The 21140-nt window shown below is 50.8% G+C and carries 18 protein-coding genes; 12 read left to right on the top strand and 6 right to left on the bottom strand.

The window, feature by feature from the left end; all coding sequences use genetic code 11:
- Positions 1–27 precede the first annotated feature (27 nt).
- Genes HRQ87_RS01055 through HRQ87_RS01040 form a run of 4 tightly spaced genes read left to right on the top strand, consistent with a single transcriptional unit; the run spans position 28 to position 2732 of the window.
- Positions 28–1200 carry a thiolase family protein gene (locus HRQ87_RS01055; protein WP_174134498.1) on the top strand — a complete coding sequence of 391 codons (1173 nt, stop codon included), beginning with the start codon at positions 28–30 and terminating at the stop codon, positions 1198–1200.
- Positions 1200–1670, top strand: coding sequence for a GAF domain-containing protein (locus HRQ87_RS01050; RefSeq protein ID WP_425501489.1), 471 nt, complete (start codon positions 1200–1202; stop codon positions 1668–1670). The genes HRQ87_RS01055 and HRQ87_RS01050 overlap by 1 nt, the downstream gene beginning before the upstream one ends.
- Before the next feature lies 1 nt (position 1671).
- Entirely contained in the window at positions 1672–2046 is a 375-nt protein-coding gene (locus HRQ87_RS01045) for a GFA family protein (protein ID WP_174134497.1), read from the top strand.
- 38 nt (positions 2047–2084) lie between these two features.
- The gene (locus HRQ87_RS01040) at positions 2085–2732 is read left to right on the top strand and encodes an RluA family pseudouridine synthase (protein WP_174134496.1); all 648 of its coding nucleotides are present in this window, start codon (positions 2085–2087) and stop codon (positions 2730–2732) included.
- A 288-nt stretch (positions 2733–3020) separates the two neighbouring features.
- Here HRQ87_RS01040 and HRQ87_RS01035 read toward each other — a convergent pair whose 3' ends face one another.
- Both HRQ87_RS01035 and ahcY read right to left on the bottom strand, forming a co-directional pair.
- Positions 3021–3362 (bottom strand): DUF2853 family protein, encoded by a 342-nt coding sequence (locus tag HRQ87_RS01035; protein WP_174134495.1) that lies wholly within the window; start codon positions 3360–3362, stop codon positions 3021–3023.
- Between the two features lie 135 nt (positions 3363–3497).
- Positions 3498–4883 (bottom strand): adenosylhomocysteinase, encoded by a 1386-nt coding sequence (ahcY, locus tag HRQ87_RS01030; RefSeq protein ID WP_174134494.1) that lies wholly within the window; start codon positions 4881–4883, stop codon positions 3498–3500.
- Between the two features lie 150 nt (positions 4884–5033).
- Between ahcY and HRQ87_RS01025 the strand changes: the two genes are divergently transcribed.
- On the top strand, positions 5034–5621 hold the full coding sequence (locus HRQ87_RS01025; protein ID WP_174134493.1) for an HD domain-containing protein: 588 nt from the start codon (positions 5034–5036) through the stop codon (positions 5619–5621).
- 85 nt (positions 5622–5706) lie between these two features.
- On the opposite strand, the gene HRQ87_RS01020 is transcribed toward HRQ87_RS01025, so the two are convergent.
- On the bottom strand, positions 5707–6171 hold the full coding sequence (locus HRQ87_RS01020; RefSeq protein ID WP_174134492.1) for a hypothetical protein: 465 nt from the start codon (positions 6169–6171) through the stop codon (positions 5707–5709).
- Positions 6172–6321: 150 nt separating this feature from the next.
- Here HRQ87_RS01020 and HRQ87_RS01015 point away from each other — a divergent pair, with 150 nt between their 5' ends.
- From HRQ87_RS01015 to ileS, 6 genes are all read left to right on the top strand, one after another.
- Positions 6322–6606 carry a hypothetical protein gene (locus HRQ87_RS01015; protein WP_174134491.1) on the top strand — a complete coding sequence of 95 codons (285 nt, stop codon included), beginning with the start codon at positions 6322–6324 and terminating at the stop codon, positions 6604–6606.
- Between the two features lie 37 nt (positions 6607–6643).
- The gene (locus HRQ87_RS01010; RefSeq protein ID WP_246251685.1) at positions 6644–7282 is read left to right on the top strand and encodes a winged helix-turn-helix domain-containing protein; all 639 of its coding nucleotides are present in this window, start codon (positions 6644–6646) and stop codon (positions 7280–7282) included.
- A 133-nt stretch (positions 7283–7415) separates the two neighbouring features.
- A complete protein-coding gene (locus HRQ87_RS01005) occupies positions 7416–10115 on the top strand; it encodes a DUF2339 domain-containing protein (protein ID WP_217430349.1) in 2700 nt (899 codons plus the stop codon).
- 305 nt (positions 10116–10420) lie between these two features.
- Positions 10421–11983 carry a phosphate ABC transporter substrate-binding/OmpA family protein gene (locus tag HRQ87_RS01000; RefSeq protein ID WP_246251610.1) on the top strand — a complete coding sequence of 521 codons (1563 nt, stop codon included), beginning with the start codon at positions 10421–10423 and terminating at the stop codon, positions 11981–11983.
- Between the two features lie 85 nt (positions 11984–12068).
- Positions 12069–13070, top strand: a complete 1002-nt coding sequence (locus HRQ87_RS00995) for a DctP family TRAP transporter solute-binding subunit (RefSeq protein ID WP_174134489.1) — start codon at positions 12069–12071, stop codon at positions 13068–13070.
- 284 nt (positions 13071–13354) lie between these two features.
- On the top strand, positions 13355–16333 hold the full coding sequence (gene ileS, locus HRQ87_RS00990; protein ID WP_174134488.1) for an isoleucine--tRNA ligase: 2979 nt from the start codon (positions 13355–13357) through the stop codon (positions 16331–16333).
- Between the two features lie 78 nt (positions 16334–16411).
- Here the strand turns inward: ileS and radC are convergent, their stop codons facing one another.
- The 3 genes from radC to dnaK form a co-directional block, all read right to left on the bottom strand.
- A complete protein-coding gene (gene radC, locus HRQ87_RS00985; protein WP_174134487.1) occupies positions 16412–17170 on the bottom strand; it encodes a RadC family protein in 759 nt (252 codons plus the stop codon).
- Between the two features lie 35 nt (positions 17171–17205).
- Positions 17206–18345 (bottom strand): molecular chaperone DnaJ, encoded by a 1140-nt coding sequence (gene dnaJ, locus HRQ87_RS00980; protein ID WP_174134486.1) that lies wholly within the window; start codon positions 18343–18345, stop codon positions 17206–17208.
- 73 nt (positions 18346–18418) lie between these two features.
- Entirely contained in the window at positions 18419–20338 is a 1920-nt protein-coding gene (gene dnaK, locus HRQ87_RS00975) for a molecular chaperone DnaK (protein WP_174134485.1), read from the bottom strand.
- A gap of 180 nt (positions 20339–20518) precedes the next feature.
- On the opposite strand from dnaK, the gene HRQ87_RS00970 reads away from it, so the two are divergent.
- Positions 20519–21136 carry an alpha-ketoglutarate-dependent dioxygenase AlkB family protein gene (locus HRQ87_RS00970; RefSeq protein ID WP_246251607.1) on the top strand — a complete coding sequence of 206 codons (618 nt, stop codon included), beginning with the start codon at positions 20519–20521 and terminating at the stop codon, positions 21134–21136.
- The last annotated feature ends 4 nt before the right edge of the window (positions 21137–21140 follow it).

Genomic DNA, 21140 nt, shown 5'->3' with positions numbered 1-21140 from the left:
TGCATAAGCAGGCAAAAGGAACATTTCATGAAACAAGTCTTTATTTTAGGTGCTGCAAGAACGCCGATGGGCGGGTTTCAAGGCGTGTTTTCGTCGATTGATGCCCCAAAACTGGGGGGCAGTGCGATTCGCGCAGCAATGGACCAGGCAGGTGTTCAAACGGTGGATGAGGTGTTGATGGGGTGCGTTTTGCCCGCAGGACAAGGCCAGGCACCGGCACGGCAGGCTGGCTTTTACGCGGGGTTATCAGACGATGTGCCTGCAACGACCCTGAATAAGATGTGCGGATCGGGCATGAAAGCGGCGATGATGGCGTTTGATCAGATTGCCCTGGGGCATACGGGGACTATGATCGCAGGCGGGATGGAAAGCATGACCCAAGCGCCTTATCTGTTGCCAAAAATGCGGGGCGGGGCCAGAATTGGGCATCAATCAGTCCAGGATTCGATGTTTCTTGATGGACTTGAGGACGCATATGACAAGGGTCGGTTGATGGGCACTTTCGCCGAAGACTGTGCCGAGGCATTTCAGTTTACCCGTGAAGCACAGGATGAATACGCGCTGAAATCTCTGTCTAATGCGCTTGCGGCGCAGAAATCCGGCGCATTTGATAGTGAAATCACGTCTGTGACCGTGTCGGGACGTGGGGGGGATACCGTTGTGTCGGTGGACGAACAGCCGGGTAATGCCAAGCCTGAAAAAATTCCAAATCTGAAGCCGGCCTTTCGCGAAAATGGCACTGTGACAGCGGCGAACAGTTCGTCGATTTCAGATGGCGCGGCGGCGCTGGTTCTATCCAGTGACAGCGATTGCGAGGCAAACGGGCGGACACCCAAGGCGCGTATTATTGGCCACGCCAGCCATGCCCAGGCCCCGGGCTGGTTCACGACTGCGCCTGTTCCAGCGGCCCAAAAGCTGCTGCAAACCATCGGCTGGTCAGCAGATGACGTGGATCTGTGGGAGGTGAACGAGGCATTTGCCGTCGTTCCCATGGCCTTTATGAAAGAAATGGGTGTGCCGCGCGATAAGGTTAACGTGAATGGTGGCGCCTGTGCCTTGGGGCATCCAATCGGTGCATCGGGCGCGCGGATTATGGTGACCCTTTTGAACGCACTTGAAACGCGCGGGCTAAAGCGCGGCGTGGCGGCCATTTGTATTGGCGGTGGTGAAGGCACTGCCATCGCAATAGAAAGACTCTGATGCCGGATTATAATTATTTGGCCAAAACCATTGCCAGCCTAACCGATGGCGAAACGGATGTGGTTTCCCTTATGGCGACCGTTACGTGCGAGGTACATCATTCAGATGACCGTTTTCACTGGACGGGATTTTACCGCAATGTTGGACACGAAACCCTGAAGATCGGACCCTATCAAGGGGGGCATGGCTGTCTGGTTATTCCATTTTCGCGTGGTGTTTGCGGGGCGGCCGCCCGCACGGGGCAGGTGCAGATAGTCGCAGATGTTGAAGCCTTTCCGGGCCATATTGCCTGTTCAAGTTCGACGCGGTCAGAACTGGTTTTGCCCGTATGGAATGAATCAGGCAATTTGCTTGGCGTGTTTGATATCGACAGTGATTTGCCTGATGCATTCAATGAACAGGACGCTGATGCACTGATGCGTATTTTAGCTGCGACATTTTCAGATGCAAAAGCAGAATCAGGGGGTTAAAATGCATAAAGGAAGTTGTCTTTGTGGGGATATTACATATCAGATTTCAGGCGCACCACGCGGGTTATCTGTTTGTCACTGTGGACAATGCCGGACCCAATCAGGACATGTCTGGGCGTCAGGTGTGATCGATGATGCCGATATTACGATCAATGGACCTGTTGCATGGTATGCCGCGTCCGATGTCGCAAAACGCGGATTTTGTGCGCGGTGCGGATCATTTCTGTTCTGGAAACTCAACACTGCGACATCGGTCAGCTTTTCTTTGGGGTCGCTTGAACGGCCAACGGGTTTGACGCTTGAGAAGCATATTTATGTCGCAGACAAGGGTGATTATTATGACATCACCGATGGTCTGCCACAGCACGATCAATAGGATGGACTTTAAGCGCAGCGCGGATGTATCTGGGCCATATGGAAAATGCCTATAGTCCTCCACAAGAACCACTGGAAATCCTGCATGACGATCATCAGATCCTGATCGTCAACAAGCCGTCGGGTCTGCTTTCGGTTCCCGGCAAAGGCGATCATTTGGCCGATTGCCTGCTGGCCCGTGTTCAGGCCGTTTTTCCACAGGCGCTTTTGGTGCATCGGTTGGATCGTGACACGTCAGGCGTGATGGTTTTTGCGTTGACTCCACATGCGCAGCGGCATTTGGGCCTGCAGTTTGAAAAACGATATATAAAGAAAACCTATGTGGCCCGTGTCTGGGGGCAGGTGATTGAAAAGACTGGAACGATTGATTTGCCGTTGATCGTTGATTGGCCTAACCGCCCAAAGCAAATGGTTGATCATGAAACTGGCAAAGCTGCGATCACAGATTGGCGCGTTCTAAGGTCAGATACACATGAAAGCAGGCTTCGGCTTATGCCAAAGACTGGGCGGTCGCATCAGTTAAGGGTGCATTGTCTGGCGATTGGTCACCCTATCTTGGGTGATCCATTCTATGCCACAGGGGCCGCACGTGATTACCCAAGATTAATGCTGCATTCGGAAGTTTTACAACTAAAACATCCTGATGGTGGTGCGGGAATGCGGTTTAAAGCTAAAGCACCGTTTTAAGTATTATATTTGCGAAAATGCCGGGAAAGGTCCGGTGATCAGCTATAAACAAAAACGAAGGGTTCCGCGCACACCGGAACCCTTCGTCACCCCACGTGTTTCAATCCACCACACGTATTCGAATGTAAAAGGTCCGGCCATCCTGACGCGGTATATTTTGACTATACTATCTAAAATTGAAATGCAAGAGCTAATTTCAATAAAATGTATCTAAATCAAATACTTAAAAGATAGTTAACGCAAAAGCGCCCACAAATTGTAGGCGCTTTCATAGCGTAAACCAATGGCTTAGCTGTAAACATCTTCTTTTTTGAAGTGCTTGGTCAGCATATAATAAACCACCGCACGGTATTTATTACGTTCTGATTTACCATAGGTTTCGATGACGGAATTGATTGCTTCCATTAATTCAGGTCCATCTTTCAGACCCAGTTTCTTAATCAGGAAGTTGTCTTTAACGGTCTCAAGCTCTTCTTTTTGGCTGCCAGCAACAGTGGATGCATCCGCATTATAAATCGAAGGACCGCAGCCGATGGTGACTTTTGTCAGCAAGTCCATATCGGGTGTCATACCACATTTATTTTTCAGATCGTCAGCGTACTGTTCGATCAACTCTTCACGTTTTCCCATTGGTCTCTCCACCTTACTAAACACAAGATGGGCGCACGTTAGTGTCTAAAGGTGCCGCGTCAAAGGAAAATTTTTATTGCATTCCGAAATGCCCGCTTTTGCCGATATTCAAGCGGGCATTTCAATTGGACGTGCTTAGTAACGATAGTGTTCAGGTTTGAACGGTCCTTCGACAGTCACGCCAATATAATCTGCCTGCTCTTTATCCAGTTCGGTGAGTTTCACGCCGATACGTTTCAGATGCAGGCGTGCCACTTTTTCATCCAGATGCTTGGGCAAAATGTAGACGTCGTTTTTATATTCATCGCCTTTGGTCCACAGCTCAATCTGGGCCAGCACCTGATTTGTGAAACTGGCTGACATCACGAAACTGGGGTGGCCGGTAGCATTCCCAAGGTTCAGTAAACGCCCTTCGGACAGCAGGATGATGCGATTACCCGAAGGCATTTCGATCATATCCACCTGTTCCTTGATGTTCGTCCATTTGTGATTTTTCAGGGCGGCCACCTGAATTTCGTTATCGAAGTGACCGATGTTTCCGACGATCGCCATATCCTTCATCGCGCGCATGTGTTCGATACGGATCACGTCTTTGTTGCCGGTTGTGGTGATGAAAATATCAGCGCTGTCCAGCACGTCTTCCAGCAATACAACTTCGAACCCGTCCATTGCGGCCTGTAGCGCGCAAATCGGATCGACTTCTGTTACTTTCACACGGGCACCAGCACCTGACAGGGATGCAGCCGATCCCTTGCCCACGTCACCATAGCCACACACCACGGCAACTTTACCGGCCATCATTGTGTCGGTGGCGCGGCGGATGCCGTCGACCAGCGATTCCTTGCAGCCGTATTTGTTGTCGAATTTCGACTTGGTCACGCTGTCATTCACGTTAATCGCGGGGAACGGCAGCTGACCGTTGCGTTGCAATTCATACAGACGATGCACGCCAGTTGTTGTTTCTTCTGACACGCCTTTGATCGCGTCGCGGACCTTTGTAAACCAACCAGGGCTGGCCTCCATCCGCTTTTTGATCTGCGCTTTGATTACCACTTCTTCTTCGGATGACGGGACAGGAATGATATCTTCGCCCGCTTCGGCGCGTGCGCCAAGCAACACATACAACGTGGCATCACCGCCATCATCAAGGATCATATTCGCGCCTTCGGGAAACATGAATGAACGATCAAGATAGTCCCAATGTTCTTCCAGCGTCTGACCCTTGATTGCGAAAACGGGTGTTCCGCCTGCGGCAATCGCTGACGCCGCATGATCCTGGGTTGAGAAGATGTTGCACGATGCCCATCGGACGTCTGCGCCCAGTTCCACCAGCGTTTCGATCAGAACAGCGGTCTGGATTGTCATGTGCAGGCTGCCCACAATACGGGCGCCTTTCAGTGGCTTGCTGTCGCCGTATTCTTCGCGCAGCGCCATCAGGCCAGGCATTTCGGTTTCAGCGATATCCAGTTCTTTGCGGCCATACTCAGCCAGTGATATATCCTTGACGATATAGTCTTTCATCGAAATCTCTCCTTTGCCGTGTATGGCTTTTGGGGTCCTTTATCAGCCCGACGGTTAAGGAACAATTGCAAAGATTGAAGCAGCCAAGTGCGCTGGACAGTATGACAGACTAACGTTAGCCGTAACCGCAACAAAAGAAAGGAAACAGCAATGGCAGCACGCGCTTGGCAAAGGATGCTTTCAGGCAGGCGGCTTGATTTGCTGGACCCGACGCCAATGGATATCGAAATTGAAGATATCGCACATGGGCTTGCTTTTGTCGCGCGATGGAACGGCCAGACACTTGGCGATTATGCATATTCCGTGGCCGAACATTCCCTGCTGGTCGAAGAAATATTTGATCAACTGTATCCCAATGCGCCAATTAAATGGCGATTGGCAGCCCTTTTGCACGACGCGCCGGAATATGTGATCGGCGATATGATCTCGCCCGTCAAAGCGGCCGTGGGTCCGGGGTATGGTGCGTTGGATGATCGGCTGACGGCGGCCATCCACCTGCGGTTTGGACTGCCTGCGGTTATGCCCGCAACTATCAAAAAGCAGATCAAGAAGGCCGATAAGATCAGCGCCTGGCTTGAGGCTGTGCAAATCGCAGGTTTCACCATGGCCGAAGCTGATAAATTTTTTGGAAAACAAGACCCGGCGCTTGCTGAAAAACTGACGATCCGGCTGCGGCCTCCGGTTACTGTGCGGGATGAATATCTGGCGCGTCATGCTGAACTTCTGGATTTGATATGAAGAAAGGGGCGGTGGCTTATTTTACCTCCGCCCCTTTCCGGGGTTGTGAGAGAAGGAAGGGCGCACCCTCTCTCACTGCTCGACCTCAGTAACGGTTGCGGCCGAGGTTATAACCTTCTTTGCGAAGGCATCTGGCTTTGAAAAAATTCCGTTTGCCATCAGGCGTTCTGACACGCGTCAAGCAAAAGCGGGGCAAACGATCGACATGGCGATAGTTCTTTTCCATGCAGCGTTTGCCGAACCCGCGACGGACACCATCACGTGTTTGATAGGCGCGAAAGCACTTCGCGGGCAGGTTTTTAGAATGGCGGCGATTGGGACGACGATAATCCCTATCATCGTCGTCGCGATCATATCCGCGATAGCGATAATATACTTTGCTGCCGCCGTTGTCGTCACCGTTGTTAATGACCGAACCAAGGATCGCAATCGTTGCAATGCCAGCTACTATTTTTGCGATATCATTCTCATCTGCCTGCGCGGGGGCCGTTGCGACACCGGTCACTGCAATAATTAGGGCAAGTCCAAGGGACATAATATATCTGCTCATTTTCATTCATCCTTTCTTTAGGGGCGTGATGAAAACAGGATCGCGTCATCTGACCAAACTAGACAATAACATCGGTTGGTTATCCAATATCAGAGGGCGTGTTTGGTCTGTGCTATTGAATATCATCGGAAAATCGGGAATGACGGCGTTATGCGTAAATTGCTGACATATACATTTGTACTTGCCTTGACGGCGACCTGGGCCCAGGCGGCCTGCTTTGCTGATTACAAGGCCAAGCAGGATAACCCTTTGCGGCTACATTACGGTGTGGCTGAAATTTCCGGGGGCAATTGCACGGCGCAGGCTGCCAAGCGACAATTGGACGATCGGTTGCAAGATCGTGGTTGGCAGCTTTTGAACGTGCTATCCGTATTTGACGAACAAGGATTGTCTGAAAGGAAAGAAAGTGCCGGAGAATTTTTCCTCCGCTTCTGAAGCACGTCGTTCCGGGACGCGGATTGTCATTGGCGGCATGTCAGCGATTGTGGTCATTCTTTTGATCACGTCTGTTTTGCTGTTTTTCAGTCTTCCTGATGCGAATGCCTTCAACGCGCGGGTCGAACAGCTGTTTGTTGAAAACGATGCGCTGACAGGTCAGGCCGAAATCAAGCTGCTGGAAATACTGGCGCAATCGGGCACCGCGTTTTCGGATACCCTTTTGTCATACCGCATAGTGATCTTTGTGCTGTTGATCTTTGCGACATCGCTGCTTGTCGCGGCATTAGTATTTTTGCTGATGTTGGTGTCGCTGAACCGCCGAATGGCACAAATCGAAAAATCAGGCATTCAGGTATCATCGCTTCTGATCAGCCGTGATCAAAACACGGTTTATCTGAATAATATGGAATTCAAACTGACCGAAGCTGCGATTGAAACATTGTCTGTTCTGGCCGAGGCACGCATGGACGGCGATGTTTTGTCAGGCGCCGAGATCGAGGCAGTAATATCCGGGCGTGACGCATCAGACTGCGATGAAGCTGCTGGTGCGACGCGGATCAAACGGCTGCGTGATACACTTGGTAACCAGATGGTCAGTGATCTGCTGGTGCGGAATATTGCGCGTCGGGGATACATGCTGTCGATTGATAAAGACGTTATTCAGATGGTCTAATACAGATAGATATTTCTGATTAACGGCTATACGTTTCTGTCACAGTTTTTGGAAAACTCTAAAGGTCTGGTTTTCCACCGTTTTTTATCACGTAAATTATGCTTAGTTTGTCTTTTTAAAAAGGGATGGTATTTTGATTATTGCGTATATTCTTGTTCCGGCTGTCGTTTATTTGCTTATTACGCAACATAAGCTGAAAAAAGATATTGAGCGACTTCAGCGGCAAATATCTTTTGAACCTGATGCCAAGAAACCCTTGACGAGTAAATCACCAGCCAAAAAACCTGAATTACCGTTGATTGCGAAAGATGCACGGCGTCCGGCACAACCTGCGCTAACCGGTGCGGCTGATCCGGTTTCCAAAGGCCCTATACAGCCTGTGTCCCGATCAAAACCTTCGCCCATTCCGCCAGCAGAAACCGCGGGCCCGCCCGGCGCGGTTGTCATGCGCAAGGACAAGTTTGACGCGCTGATTGCCTGGATGCAGGAAAACTGGTTTTATGGAATATCTGCGATTTCGCTGGCGCTGGCGGGCATCTTTATGGTGCAATACAGTATTGAAAATTCACTTATTTCGCCAACTGCAAGGGTGTTGCTTGCGCTTTTATTCGGCGCGTCTTTGGTTGTTGCGGGCGAATTTATCCGACGTCGTTACGGCGACGGAGAGGGCGCTGTTACAGCCTATCTTCCATCCACCTTTTCAAGTGCGGGTATCGTTAGTCTATTTGCTGCGATCCTGTCTGCCAACATGCTGTATGATTTGATCGGACCAGGCGGCGCGATGGTTGGTATGGTTTTGGTGGCAGCATTGGCGATTGTCTTGGGTTGGTTCTATGGGCCACTTTTGGCGGCCGTTGGTATTATCGGTGCCATGGGTGCGCCAATGGTATTGGGTGGGTCAAACAGCGATCCATCACCACTTTTTGCCTATTTCGGATTGGTCACGATCACGGGCCTGTTTGTGGACGCGATCCGCAGATGGGCGTGGGTCTCAATATTATCCCTTGTTTTGGGCTTCGCGACATCATGGATGATTTATCAGACTGGCGGTCAGGCCGTCTATTTCATGATGTTTGCGACTGTGATTGCATTCGCGGCCATCGCCATTCCTGTCTTGCAGTTTGAGCCCCGCCATAGCGGGACGATGATATCTCAGATATTGGCAAAGACAAAAGACATGCCCTGGCCGGAATTTCCGACCCGACTGGCGGCTGGTACCATGGTTGCGTCTTGTCTTGTGATGACCCTTCTCAGTTTTGAGATGTCCGCGTTTTGGGTGTCGATTACCTGTCTGATGTTTTTCATGCTTGGCTTGACAGTGTGGGCCAGAAACGCTGTTGCGTTGCAGGATCTGGTTGTACTGCCAGCGGTCGGTTTCATTTTCACCATCGCCCTAGAGGCCAGCAACCGCGGCGACGCCTTTTCCACTTTTCGAAGTGCATATGCGGAAAACCCTGAAGCAGCGATGCCGATGCAGGTCACGATCCTGTTTGGGTTGGCATTGTTTGCGTCGCTTGCCATGGCATGGCGTTCCTTTGGACGTACCGCCAATCCTGTGCTTTGGGCAGCGGGTGCGGTACTTTTTGCGCCAGCGGTTGCGATTTTTCTTGAAATGACATGGCAACCATCGCGGACAATCGGCGCATATGCATGGGGCTTACATGCGGCGGTACTGGCGGCTGTTATGGTCTTTTTGGCCGAACGCTATGCGCGGCGTGACGGGGATGACCGGTTGCGCACTGCACTGGCGACACTATCTGCGTTATCTGCGATTTCCTTTGGGCTTTTTATCGTACTCAGCTCAGTCGCACTGACGATTGCATTGTGTGTCACTGTGACCACGGCTGCTGCATTGGACCGCAAGTTCAAACTGCCGCCAATGGGCTGGTTCATCAGCATAGGCGTTGTCGTTCTGGGATACCGCATCATTGCGGATCCCGGCTTGTCCTGGGCAGAGTTTGCCCCGGTAATTGAGGTATTGCTGGCGTACGGCACCCCCGTTTTTGCTTGTGTGGCATCCTTGTTTCTGTTGCGCGACCTTGAACGTCCCGTCCCACGCATGATGCTGGACAGTGCTGCCTGGAGCATGGGCGGTATCTTTCTGTCAGTTGTTCTGTATCGCTGGATCGAATGGGTGTCAGGCTATAATGGACTTTGGAGTCATTGGTATTTCGGCATTACAGCCACAATCTGGCTAAGCCTGATGATAATGCAAATCCAACGCTATGCGGCTGGTGGTAAATTGCGCGTTGCACGCATCATTCTGGCCGCGATTTATGGCACTATTGGGATGATTCCGTTGTTGGTAGCACTGACATTTAACAACCCGCTTTTGTCCCGATCAGAAAATATTCTTGGTCTGCCTTTGTTTAACACACTGGCACCGACTTATCTGCTGCCAGCAATAGTCCTGGTCATTGGCATATTAAGGATCAAGGCGATGCCAAAGGCTTTGAAATTTGTTTTTGGCATTCCCGCACTTGGCCTTGCGTCCTTTTGGCTGGTGCTTGTGATCCGCCACTTTTGGCAAGGCAACGAAGGTATGGCCAGTTCAGGAACGATCCAGCCCGAACTTTACACCTATACCGTAACCTTGCTGATTATTGGGGCGGGACTTCTATTTCAATCCATGCGCGGGGGTGTGGATGTTCTGCGCAAAGCGGGACTGGTCATTATTGGTATCGCGGTGATCAAAGTGTTCTTTGTCGATGTTACGGGCCTAGAAGGATTGATGCGCGTCTTCTCGTTCCTGGCACTTGGTTTGTCACTGGCAGGCTTGGCATGGTTGAACCGATGGGTTCAAAGATTAAACAGCGAGAATAAAGCAGGCTAAGTCTACGTAATATATGCTTAAATTTTGAGCAAAGTTAATTTTGACGATGATATGTGACGGTTCGTCTCACATATCTGCTTTGTATTCGAAAATCTTTTCAAGATATTGATTTAAAAGAAGTTGTTTTAACTCAAGGCCTTTTTGATAAGTAAATTAGGCGAAAATTTACGTTAAAGAAGCAACAATAACACCTTTTCGCCTAGTTTATGGCCAAAATTTGAACAGAATCAAAATTAGCGCATATCCAATCAAAAATTCTTGGAATAGGCCAAGTATTTTATTCGAAACTAACTCTAGAGGCTAAAATGGCGAATAGACCGATAGCAACTTTGCTGGCAGGCACAGCATTAGCAGGATTTATGGCAACAGCTGTATTTTCTGAAACAGTAAGATTAGATGCGATTGATGGATCAATCTCTATACAGGGTGATCTGATTTCATTTGATAATAACATTTATACACTTAGCACGACGATGGGCCAAGTTCGTATTCCCGCCAATGTAGTGAACTGTTCAGGTGCTGGTTGTCCCGAAAATAACCTTCCATCGGAATTTGCAATTGCCGGTTCAAAGTCACTTGGTGAAGGCCTGATCCCAGAACTGATAAGGGCCTATAGCGCAGAACTTGGCGCTGATTTGGATACGTCGCGCAATGGCAATGCGGCAGTGGAATATGAATTGTCCGGCCCCGCCGAGGCCAGCATCACGATCGCTACTTCAAATTCAACCGGTGGTTTGCGTGCGCTTCTTGATGGTGATGCCAGCTTTGCGCTTTCGACACGTCCTGCAAGGAACCGCGAACTGCGCAACTTCGAAGCTGCAGGTTTGGGTGTTTTGAACAGCAGTGATCAGGAAAACATTGTTGCATTAGATGGTCTTGTTTTGGTGACGTCACCAGGCAACCCTGTTCGTGCGATTTCAGAACAAAATGCGGCAGCTGCCTTTTCGGGACTAATTTCAAACTGGTCACAACTTGGTGGAAACAACGCCCCTATCAATCTGCACGTACGTGATAATGATTCTGGTACGCGCGAAGTTTTCGACGCTTTGGTTATGCGTCCAAACGGCGTTGCAGTAGATGGTCGTGTGACGGTTCACACATCAGACGCTGATGTCGTTGCGGCTGTGCTGAGCGATCCAAACGGTATCGGGTTTACCAGCTTTGCCAATGTCGGGGGCGCAAGTCCGTTGGCCATTCAGGGTGTCTGTGGTCTGCAAACGCCACCAAGTGCCTTTACAATCAAAACAGAAGAATACCCACTGACCCGACTGCTTTACATGTATCAATCAAACAAGCCTCTGCCGACGAAAGCGCTTGGTTTACGTGATTTTGCGGTTTCGGATCGGGCGCAGGATATTGTCGCCGACGCAGGTTTTATCAATCAGGCGGTCACATCAGAATCAATTAACGCACAAGGGCTGCGTTTGGCATCGGCCGTGGTCGCGCCAGACGGCGCGCAAACATACGAAGAATTGCGCGAAATGTTCGAACAGCTGATTTCTGCCGATCGTTTGTCAACGACTTATCGTTTCAGAACCGGCTCTGCTGATCTGAACGCACGGGCCCAGGCGGACGTCGAGCGTTTGATAAAATTGCTGCAAGATGAAAGCTTTACGAACAAAGAGATCATTTTTATCGGCTTTACGGACTCTGTTGGTCAAGCCGATCTGAACCGTGAATTGTCCGAACAACGTGCGCAACAAGTGATGCAAGCGATCCGTGCGACCGATCCTGCTCTGGCATCTCGTGTCAAAATGCGCGCTATTGGTTATGGTGAGATATCTCCTTTGGGTTGTAATGAAACCAACACCGGACGTCGTATCAATCGCCGCGTCGAGGTATGGGTTCAGGACATCGTGGTGAATTAATATGATGTTATGTAAATTCAAAACCCGTGTTTCAGATCAGGGAAGTATCCCGTCGATCAGTGGTTCAGTAGAGAGGAAGTCCCCGATGAACGTCGTAAAGTGCACTTTGGCTGCCGTCGCGCTAAGCCTGCCATTGGTGACGCAGGTCCAGGCAAGCTGTGAAGCTGGTGAAGTCAAAGTCGTGATGAGTTTGGTGACAGCGGTAAAGGGTCACCCCAAGGGTGAAACAGCAAGTGCATTGGCCGAACGCGTCAATACACAAATGAACGGCCGCATGTGCATGGAAGTGTATGGCAGTTCTGAGCTTTATAACGACGACGATGTTTTCCAGGCTATGTTGGATGGCAAGGTTCAGATGGCCGCGCCGTCATTTTCAAAGTTCTCAGCCTATACGCAAAAACTTCAGATGTTCGATCTGCCGTTCCTGTTTGATGATCCTGTACACGCGTTGGATTTTCTAGCTTCAGAAGGGGCGCAGAAACTGCGTGAAGAAGTCCGCCCTGCGGGTTTTGTCGGCATGGGGTTCTGGTCAAACGGGATGAAACAGATTTCATCCACACGGGTTTTGCGCAAACCATCAGATGCCGCAGGCCTGACGTTCCGCGTTCAGCCATCAGACGTCATCGAAGCGCAATTCAACCAGATGGGTGCCAGCACAAAGCGTTTGGCATTTTCAAAGGTCTATGGCGCCTTGGAAAGTGGTGAGGTTCAGGGGCAGCAAAACACCTGGTCCAATATCTATACCAAGGATTTCCATACGGTGCAAAATGGTGTGACAGAGTCAAACCATGCGTATTTGGGGTATCTTGTGGTGATGCCTGCGTCGTTTCTTGATAGCCTCAGTCGCGATATGCGGGAAGAATTTGTGGCGTTGTTTGAATTGACAACCCATGAATACAATCGCTTTTCGTTTGAGACCAATCAGCTTCGCCGTCAGGATATAATTGATGAAGAGGTTCTGGTTATTCGGTTGACAGACGAAGAAAAGCAGGTCTGGCGCGATACTTTCACGCCCGTTTACGATCAGTTTTCCAACGTTGTTGGTCAGGATCTGATCGATGCTGTACGGGCCGCCAAAAGCGAATAAACATCACCAAAGTTTGCTTAATGTCATCGGGGCTTTGTTCCGGTGACATTTTTTATTGAATGCCCTCTAAAATCATCGTGGCCTTCAATATTTCAGATGGTATCTATACCCTTTACCCTAAATAGCCATCGCACTATAAGGCGCGTTATGATGTACTTTGCAGTGATCATCATTCGAATTATAAGCCCGGCGCTCTGATCAGGATGAGCCGCCGGGACAAGGCGTATGACCCCATCGCGCCGCCCCTCGCATTTCCGTAAAAGAACCACGACAGGACGCCCCAAATGTGCGCCGATATGCCCGATTACAAAGACACGCTGAACCTTCCACAAACCGATTTTCCCATGCGTGCCGGTTTGCCCAAACGCGAGCCTGACTGGCTGGCCCGATGGGAAAAGATCGGTGTCTACGACAAACTGCGCGATAAAGCCGCGGACGGTCGCGAGCCGTTTACCCTGCACGATGGCCCCCCCTATGCCAACGGCCATCTGCACATTGGCCACGCGCTGAACAAGATCCTGAAAGACATGGTCGTACGCAGTCAGCAGATGATGGGACGCGATGCACGATATATCCCCGGTTGGGATTGCCACGGTCTGCCGATCGAATGGAAAATCGAAGAGAAATATCGCCAAAAGGGCAAAGACAAAGACGATGTACCTGTCATCGAGTTTCGCCAGGAATGCCGCGATTTTGCAAATGGTTGGGTCGATATCCAGCGCGAGGAATTCAAGCGCCTTGGCATCACGGGCACGTGGGATAATCCGTATTTGACAATGAACTACCGCGCCGAACGCATCATCGCGGAAGAGTTCCAGAAGTTCCTGATGAACGGCACTCTGTATCAGGGATCAAAACCTGTGATGTGGAGCCCAGTCGAAAAGACAGCACTGGCCGAGGCTGAGGTCGAATATCACGATAAGGAAAGCTTTACGGTTTGGGTGAAATTCTCGGTCGCCGAATTTGAGTATAGCGACGATGCAAAGGAGTATGGAGAAGACGCAAACGAGAACGAGTTCTTTTCACATCACGCCAAACTACTGCTGGAAAAGGCGTTTGTCGTTATCTGGACAACGACCCCTTGGACGTTGCCGTCCAATAAGGCGGTGGTCTACGGCGAAGACATCTCCTATGGCCTTTATCGCGTTGACCATAGCCCCGTAGACAATTGGGCAAAACAAGGCGAGCATTACATCCTTGCCGACAAACTGGCCGGCGATGTTCTGTCCCGGGCGCGTTTGGAAAAAGGCGATTACACGCGCGTTTCTGGGGTTTCGCATCACGAACTTGCGCGGATGAAGTTGGCCCACCCCCTCGCCAACTGTTCCGGCTCAAACGGAGAATGGGACGATACCCGCGATTTCCGTGCTGCCGATTTCGTTACCGACGAGGAAGGTACCGGCTTCGTCCACTGCGCGCCCTCTCACGGAATGGAGGAATACGAGCTTTACCGCGACCTTGGAATGCTAAGCGAGGTCATCACCTATAACGTTGAGGATGATGGTAAATTTCGCGATAATCTACCCTTTTTTGGTGGGAAATATATTCTTTCACGCAAGGGTGGAGAAGGCGATGCGAACAAGGCCGTGATCGAAAAGCTGGTCGAAGTGGGCGGACTTTTGGCGCGCGGCAAGATCAAGCACTCCTACCCACATTCCTGGCGTTCAAAAGCGCCAATCATCTATCGCAACACGCCGCAATGGTTTGCCGCGATTGATCGCAAGATCGGCGATGGGCAGGATACCTATGGCACCACAATCCGCGAACGGGCACTCAACTCCATTGATCAACTGGTCACTTGGACACCGCAGACCGGGCGCAACCGGCTGTATTCCATGATCGAAGCGCGCCCGGATTGGGTGCTGTCACGCCAACGTGCGTGGGGTGTGCCGATGACCTGTTTCATCAAAAAGGGTGCCTTGCCTACGGACGATGATTTTCTATTGCGCGACGGGGCTGTCAATCAGCGTATTCTTGATGCGTTTGAAGCCGAAGGGGCTGATGCATGGTATGCTGATGGTGCCAAGGAACGGTTTTTGGGCAATGACCACAATCCTGACGATTATAACCAGATTTTTGATATTCTGGACGTGTGGTTTGACAGTGGCTCAACCCATGCCTTTGTGCTGCGTGATCGCGAAGACGGAAGTGCGGATGGGTTGGCGGACTTGTATCTGGAAGGGACTGATCAGCACCGCGGATGGTTTCATTCCTCGATGTTGCAGTCTTGCGGCACGCAGGGTCGCGCGCCCTATCGCGGTGTACTGACCCATGGCTTCACGCTGGATGCCAAGGGTAACAAGATGTCGAAATCCCTTGGAAATACGGTCGCTCCGGAAAAGGTCGTGCAACAATATGGCGCTGATATTCTGCGGCTGTGGGTGGCGCAATCGGATTATACGGCTGACCTGCGGATTGGGGATGAAATCCTGAAAGGCGTGGCCGACAGCTATCGCCGCTTGCGTAACACAATGCGCTTTATGCTAGGATCGTTGGCACAGTTCAGCGAGGCTGACCGTATGGATCCCGCCGATATGCCAGAGTTGGAACGCTGGGTTCTGCACCGTCTGGCCGAGTTGGATCAGACCGTGCGAGACGGCTATACAAAGTACGATTTCCAAGGCGTGTTTCAGGCAATTTTCAACTTTGCCACCCTTGATCTGTCGGCATTTTATTTCGATGTCCGAAAAGATGTTCTGTATTGCGATGGTGATACAGACCGGCGGCGTGCGGCGCGGACCGTGCTGGATATTCTGTTTCACCGCCTAACCACTTGGCTGGCTCCTGTTCTGGTGTTCACCACCGAAGAAATCTGGCTGGAGCGGTATCCCGGCGAAGACAGTTCGATCCATCTGACGGATATCCCTGAGACACCCGCTGATTGGCGTGACAAGGATCTGGCCGCGAAATGGGCCACAATCCGCAAAGTACGCCGTGTGGTCACGGGCGCACTTGAAATTGAGCGGCGGGAAAAAACGATTGGTGCCTCGCTTGAAGCTGCGCCAATTGTCTATGTGGATACCGAAACAGCGGCAGTTCTAGCCACTGTTTCATTTGACGATCTGTGCATCACATCAGGGATCCATGTCTCAACCGACGCAACGCCCGACGATGCCTTTACTCTGGATGGGGCAGACGGGATCGGTGTTAAGTTTGCAGCAGCCAAAGGTGAAAAATGTCAGCGCTGCTGGAAAATTCTGCCAGATGTCGGTACCCATGCACATACTGCGGTTTGTGCAAGATGTGACGCAGCTTTGGGCTAACGGCACGCTTATCTTCCCTTGCGGCCTTTTCCGCGACATATTGCGAGGAAAGCCCGCTGGGGATTGATGAGCGGCGGGTTAGATTAACCCTTCGGACCGAAAGCTAAGTTCCTGTGATTTACCGATAATCAGATGGTCATGCAGCGTGATCCCAAGGGAAGTCGCGGCCTCCTGAATTTGCCGGGTCATGCCAATATCAGCTTGTGATGGTGTCGGATCCCCAGATGGATGATTATGAACCAACAAAAGGGCAGATGCATTGATTTCCAATGCCCGCTTCATAACTTCACGCGGGTAAACCGGCACATGATCTACTGTGCCGCGTGCTTGTTCTTCGTCTGCAATCAACACGTTTTTACTGTCCAGATACAGGACGCGGAATTGTTCGGTTTCCAGATGTGACATGGCTGTATGACAGTAATCCAGAAGATCGTCCCAACTGGATAATACGGGCCGTTGCATCACCTTGGAACGGGCCATACGGTGGGCTGCAGCTTCTAAAATTTTCAGATCTGTGGCGACTGCTTCGCCGACACCGCGCACATCAAGCAGACGTTCAGTGGGGGCTGAAATAATACGATTAAAGTCACCAAATGTATCCAGTAAACGTCGCGCAACGGGTTTAACATCGCAGCGTGGAATGGACCGAAACAAAACCAGTTCAAGAAGTTCATAATCCGGCATCGCTTGCGACCCGCCATGCATAAACCGTTCGCGCAAACGCTTACGATGATCCTGAATATAGGACGGCAGATTACCCTTTGGTCCGGTAACCAGAAATTCCTGCCCCTCAAGCAGGGGCAGTTGCATTTCAGAAAAATGTTTTGGCGCATTCATGCAAGGCACGCTGCGCCAAATCGTTGAATAATCAGTTAACTCTTCATCGAGTCCCAGAAATTTTTAACAGATGAAAAGAAGCTTGAGGATTCAGGATTATTATTTTCACTTAACTTATCGAATTCCCGCAAGATTTCTTTCTGTCGCGATGTCAGGTTCACCGGTGTTTCAACAGCCAGTTCAATGAACATATCCCCAGCACTTCCGCCGCGCAGGGCTGGCATCCCTTTGCCGCGTAGGCGCATTTGACGGCCAGATTGGCTGCCTGCTGGAATTTTCACACGGCTGCGCCCGCCATCAATTGTTGGAACTTCAATATCGCCACCAAGGGCAGCAGAGGCCACTGATACAGGCACACGACAGAACAACGCGTTGCCGTCACGTTGGAACAGCTTATGATCTTCCACCTCAATAAAGATATACAGATCACCGGTTGGGCCACCGCGCATACCCGCTTCGCCTTCGCCAGCAAGACGAATACGTGTACCAGTTTCGACCCCAGCTGGAATGTTCACGCTAAGTGATCGGTCTTTTTCAACGCGGCCTGCACCATTACAAGTTTGGCAGGGATTTTTGATGATTTGACCCAAACCACTGCAGGTCGGGCAAGTCCGCTCGACCGTGAAAAAGCCCTGTTGTGCGCGCACTTTTCCCATGCCGGAACAAGTTGGACATGTGTCCGGCTCGGCGCCACCAACGGCCCCTGATCCACTGCAGGACGTACAGCCCACAGATGTAGGCACATTGATGGTTTTCTGCATACCTTTAAATGCATCTTCCAGCGATATGCGAAGATTATACCGCAGGTCAGATCCACGGGTTGCCCGTTGCCGCCCACCGCCGCGTCCGCCCATAAAGTCGCCGAACAAATCGTCAAAGACATCTGAAAATGCACTGGCGAAGTCACCTTGGCCGCCATAGCCGCCCTGACGTGCGCCACCCATCCCACCTTCGAAAGCGGCGTGGCCATAACGGTCATAGGCCGCTTTTTTATCGGCGTCTTTTAAAACCTCATAGGCTTCGTTGGCTTCTTTAAATTGGGCTTCTGCATCAGGATTGTCAGAGTTACGGTCCGGATGCAGCTCTTTCGCTTTTTGGCGATAGCCCTTTTTAATTTCGTCGGCCGAAGCCCCTTTGGCAACACCAAGGATCTCGTAATAGTCGCGTTTTGACATGGGTATCTCCCGTCATGGAACGTCAAGACCGGCCCGCTTCAGCAAGCCGGTCCCATTGGTTCCATTTCGCCGCTTACGAGGCGCGTTTGTCGTCGTCCAGATCTTCGAAGTCAGCATCGACGATATCATCGTCCACACCGCGCGGGCCATCTTCCCCGCCGGGGGCTTCCCCTGCGGCTTCTTCCTGGCTGGACTTGTAAATCGCTTCGCCAAGTTTCATCGCGGCTTCGGTTACGTTCTGGATGCCGGATTTGATTTTACCCGCATTTTCAGTTTCCAGATCATCCTTCAGTGCGACGATTGCCAGCTCGATTGCTTCGATCGTTGTTGGATCAACCTTGTCGTTATGCTCTTCCATCGATTTTTCTGTCGAATGGATCAGGCTTTCTGCTTGGTTTTTCGCTTCAACCAGCTCTTTACGCTCTTTATCGGCTTCGGCGTTTTCTTCGGCGTCACGCACCATTTTTTCGATGTCATCATCCGACAATCCACCAGAGGCCTGGATCGTGATCTTCTGTTCTTTCCCGGTGCCCTTGTCCATCGCACCGACCGACACAATGCCGTTTGCATCGATATCAAACGTCACCTCGATCTGCGGGAGTCCGCGTGGGGCGGGTGGAATATTTTCAAGGTTGAACTGACCCAAGATTTTGTTATCCGCAGCCATTTCGCGTTCACCCTGGAAAACCCGGATAGTCACAGCATTCTGATTGTCTTCAGCTGTTGAGAAGATTTGCGATTTCTTCGTCGGGATCGTTGTGTTGCGGTCGATCAGACGTGTGAAAACACCACCCAAAGTTTCGATGCCAAGCGACAAGGGTGTTACGTCCAGAAGAACAACGTCCTTAACATCCCCTTGCAGAACACCAGCTTGGATTGCGGCACCCATGGCAACAACTTCGTCAGGGTTCACACCTTGGTGAGGCTCTTTTCCAAAGAACTTAGTGACTTCGTCTTTGACCTTTGGCATCCGTGTCATACCACCGACCAGAACAACCTCATCAATGTCACTTGTCGACAGGCCAGCATCTTTCAATGCGGCTTGGCAAGGTTTCATCGATGCTTTGATCAGATCATTAACAAGGCTTTCCAGCTTGGCGCGTGTCAGCTTCATGACCATGTGCAGCGGTTGGCCACCGTTTGGATCCATGCTGATGAACGGCTGGTTGATTTCGGTTTGAGTGGCCGAAGACAGTTCGATTTTGGCTTTTTCAGCGGCTTCTTTCAAACGCTGCAAGGCCATTTTATCTTTGGTCAGATCGACACCGTTTTCTTTTTTGAACTCATCAGCCAGATAGTTCACGATGCGCATATCGAAATCTTCACCACCCAGGAATGTATCCCCGTTGGTGGATTTCACTTCAAACAGACCATCGTCAATTTCCAAAATGGTCACGTCGAACGTACCACCACCAAGGTCATAAACGGCGATTGTTTTTGTTTCTTTCTTGTCCAGGCCATAAGCCAAAGCCGCAGCAGTCGGTTCATTGATGATCCGCAAAACCTCAAGACCTGCAATTTTACCGGCGTCCTTGGTCGCCTGACGCTGTGCATCATTGAAATACGCAGGCACGGTGATAACGGCCTGTGTCACTTCTTCGCCAAGATACGACTCGGCGGTTTCTTTCATCTTTTGCAGAATGAATGCCGAAATCTGACTTGGGCTGTATTTTTCGCCCTTGGCTTCGACCCACGCGTCGCCATTGCCGCCATCAATAATTTCGTATGGCACAATTTTCTTATCTTTAGTCACTTCGGCATCGTCAACGCGACGGCCGATCAGACGTTTTACGGCGAAAACCGTATTTTCAGGGTTTGTGACAGCCTGGCGCTTGGCGGGTTGACCCACCAGACGTTCCTGATCTGTAAACGCAACAATAGACGGCGTTGTACGCGCGCCTTCCGCGTTTTCGATTACGCGGGGCTGTGACCCGTCCATGATTGCCACGCAGCTGTTCGTGGTTCCAAGATCAATACCAATAACTTTGGCCATGTTCATATCCTCTTACCGGCGATTTATGAGGTCAGGATCCACATTCGGCATCCAGCCCCTATCCCAAATAGAACGGCTTTTCGTCTGGGCCGTCCCGCTTCTCGGCGTATATAAGGATGGTGTCTGGCCCCTGCAAGCGCCCAGATGAATTGAAATTGAGGAAATCTGTGGATTAATGTCATGACTGACCGCGTAATGACGCCACTGAAACTGCGTGGCTTTGAAATCTACAAAGATATGATCCCCAAGTCTGATCAGGAACGAATCCTGAATGATTTGTGCAGTATCATTGAAAAGGCACCGCTTTTCACGCCGCAAACACCATTTGGCAAACCTATGTCCGTTCGCATGACTTCGGCCGGAAAGTATGGTTGGTATTCTGATCGGTCAGGTTACCGGTATCGAACAACCCATCCTAACGGTACGTCATGGCCGCCTATTCCGGATAAAATTTTAGATATTTGGCGTGCTGTCGGTGTAAAAGATCGTTTGCCACAGTGCTGTTTGATTAATTTTTACGATGATGCGGCGCGGATGGGCATGCATCAAGACAAGGACGAAGCCGACTTTAACTGGCCGGTTGTGTCAGTGTCTTTGGGCGATGATGCGCTTTTTCGTATTGGCAACCAAACACGTGGCGGCAAGACAAAGTCGCTGTGGCTGCAATCTGGCGATGTGGTCGTCATGGGGGGTGACGCGCGCCTGACCTATCATGGGGTGGACCGGATCAAATCCGGGTCTAGTCAATTGCTGCGAAAGGGCGGAAGACTTAATTTGACCTTACGCATTGTAGATTGATCTG

Origin of the sequence: Parasulfitobacter algicola (assembly GCF_013315265.1) — a bacterium.
GTDB lineage: Bacteria > Pseudomonadota > Alphaproteobacteria > Rhodobacterales > Rhodobacteraceae > Parasulfitobacter > Parasulfitobacter algicola.
Note: the sequence above shows the minus strand (reverse complement) of the source record. Positions and strands in the feature narration are given on the sequence as shown.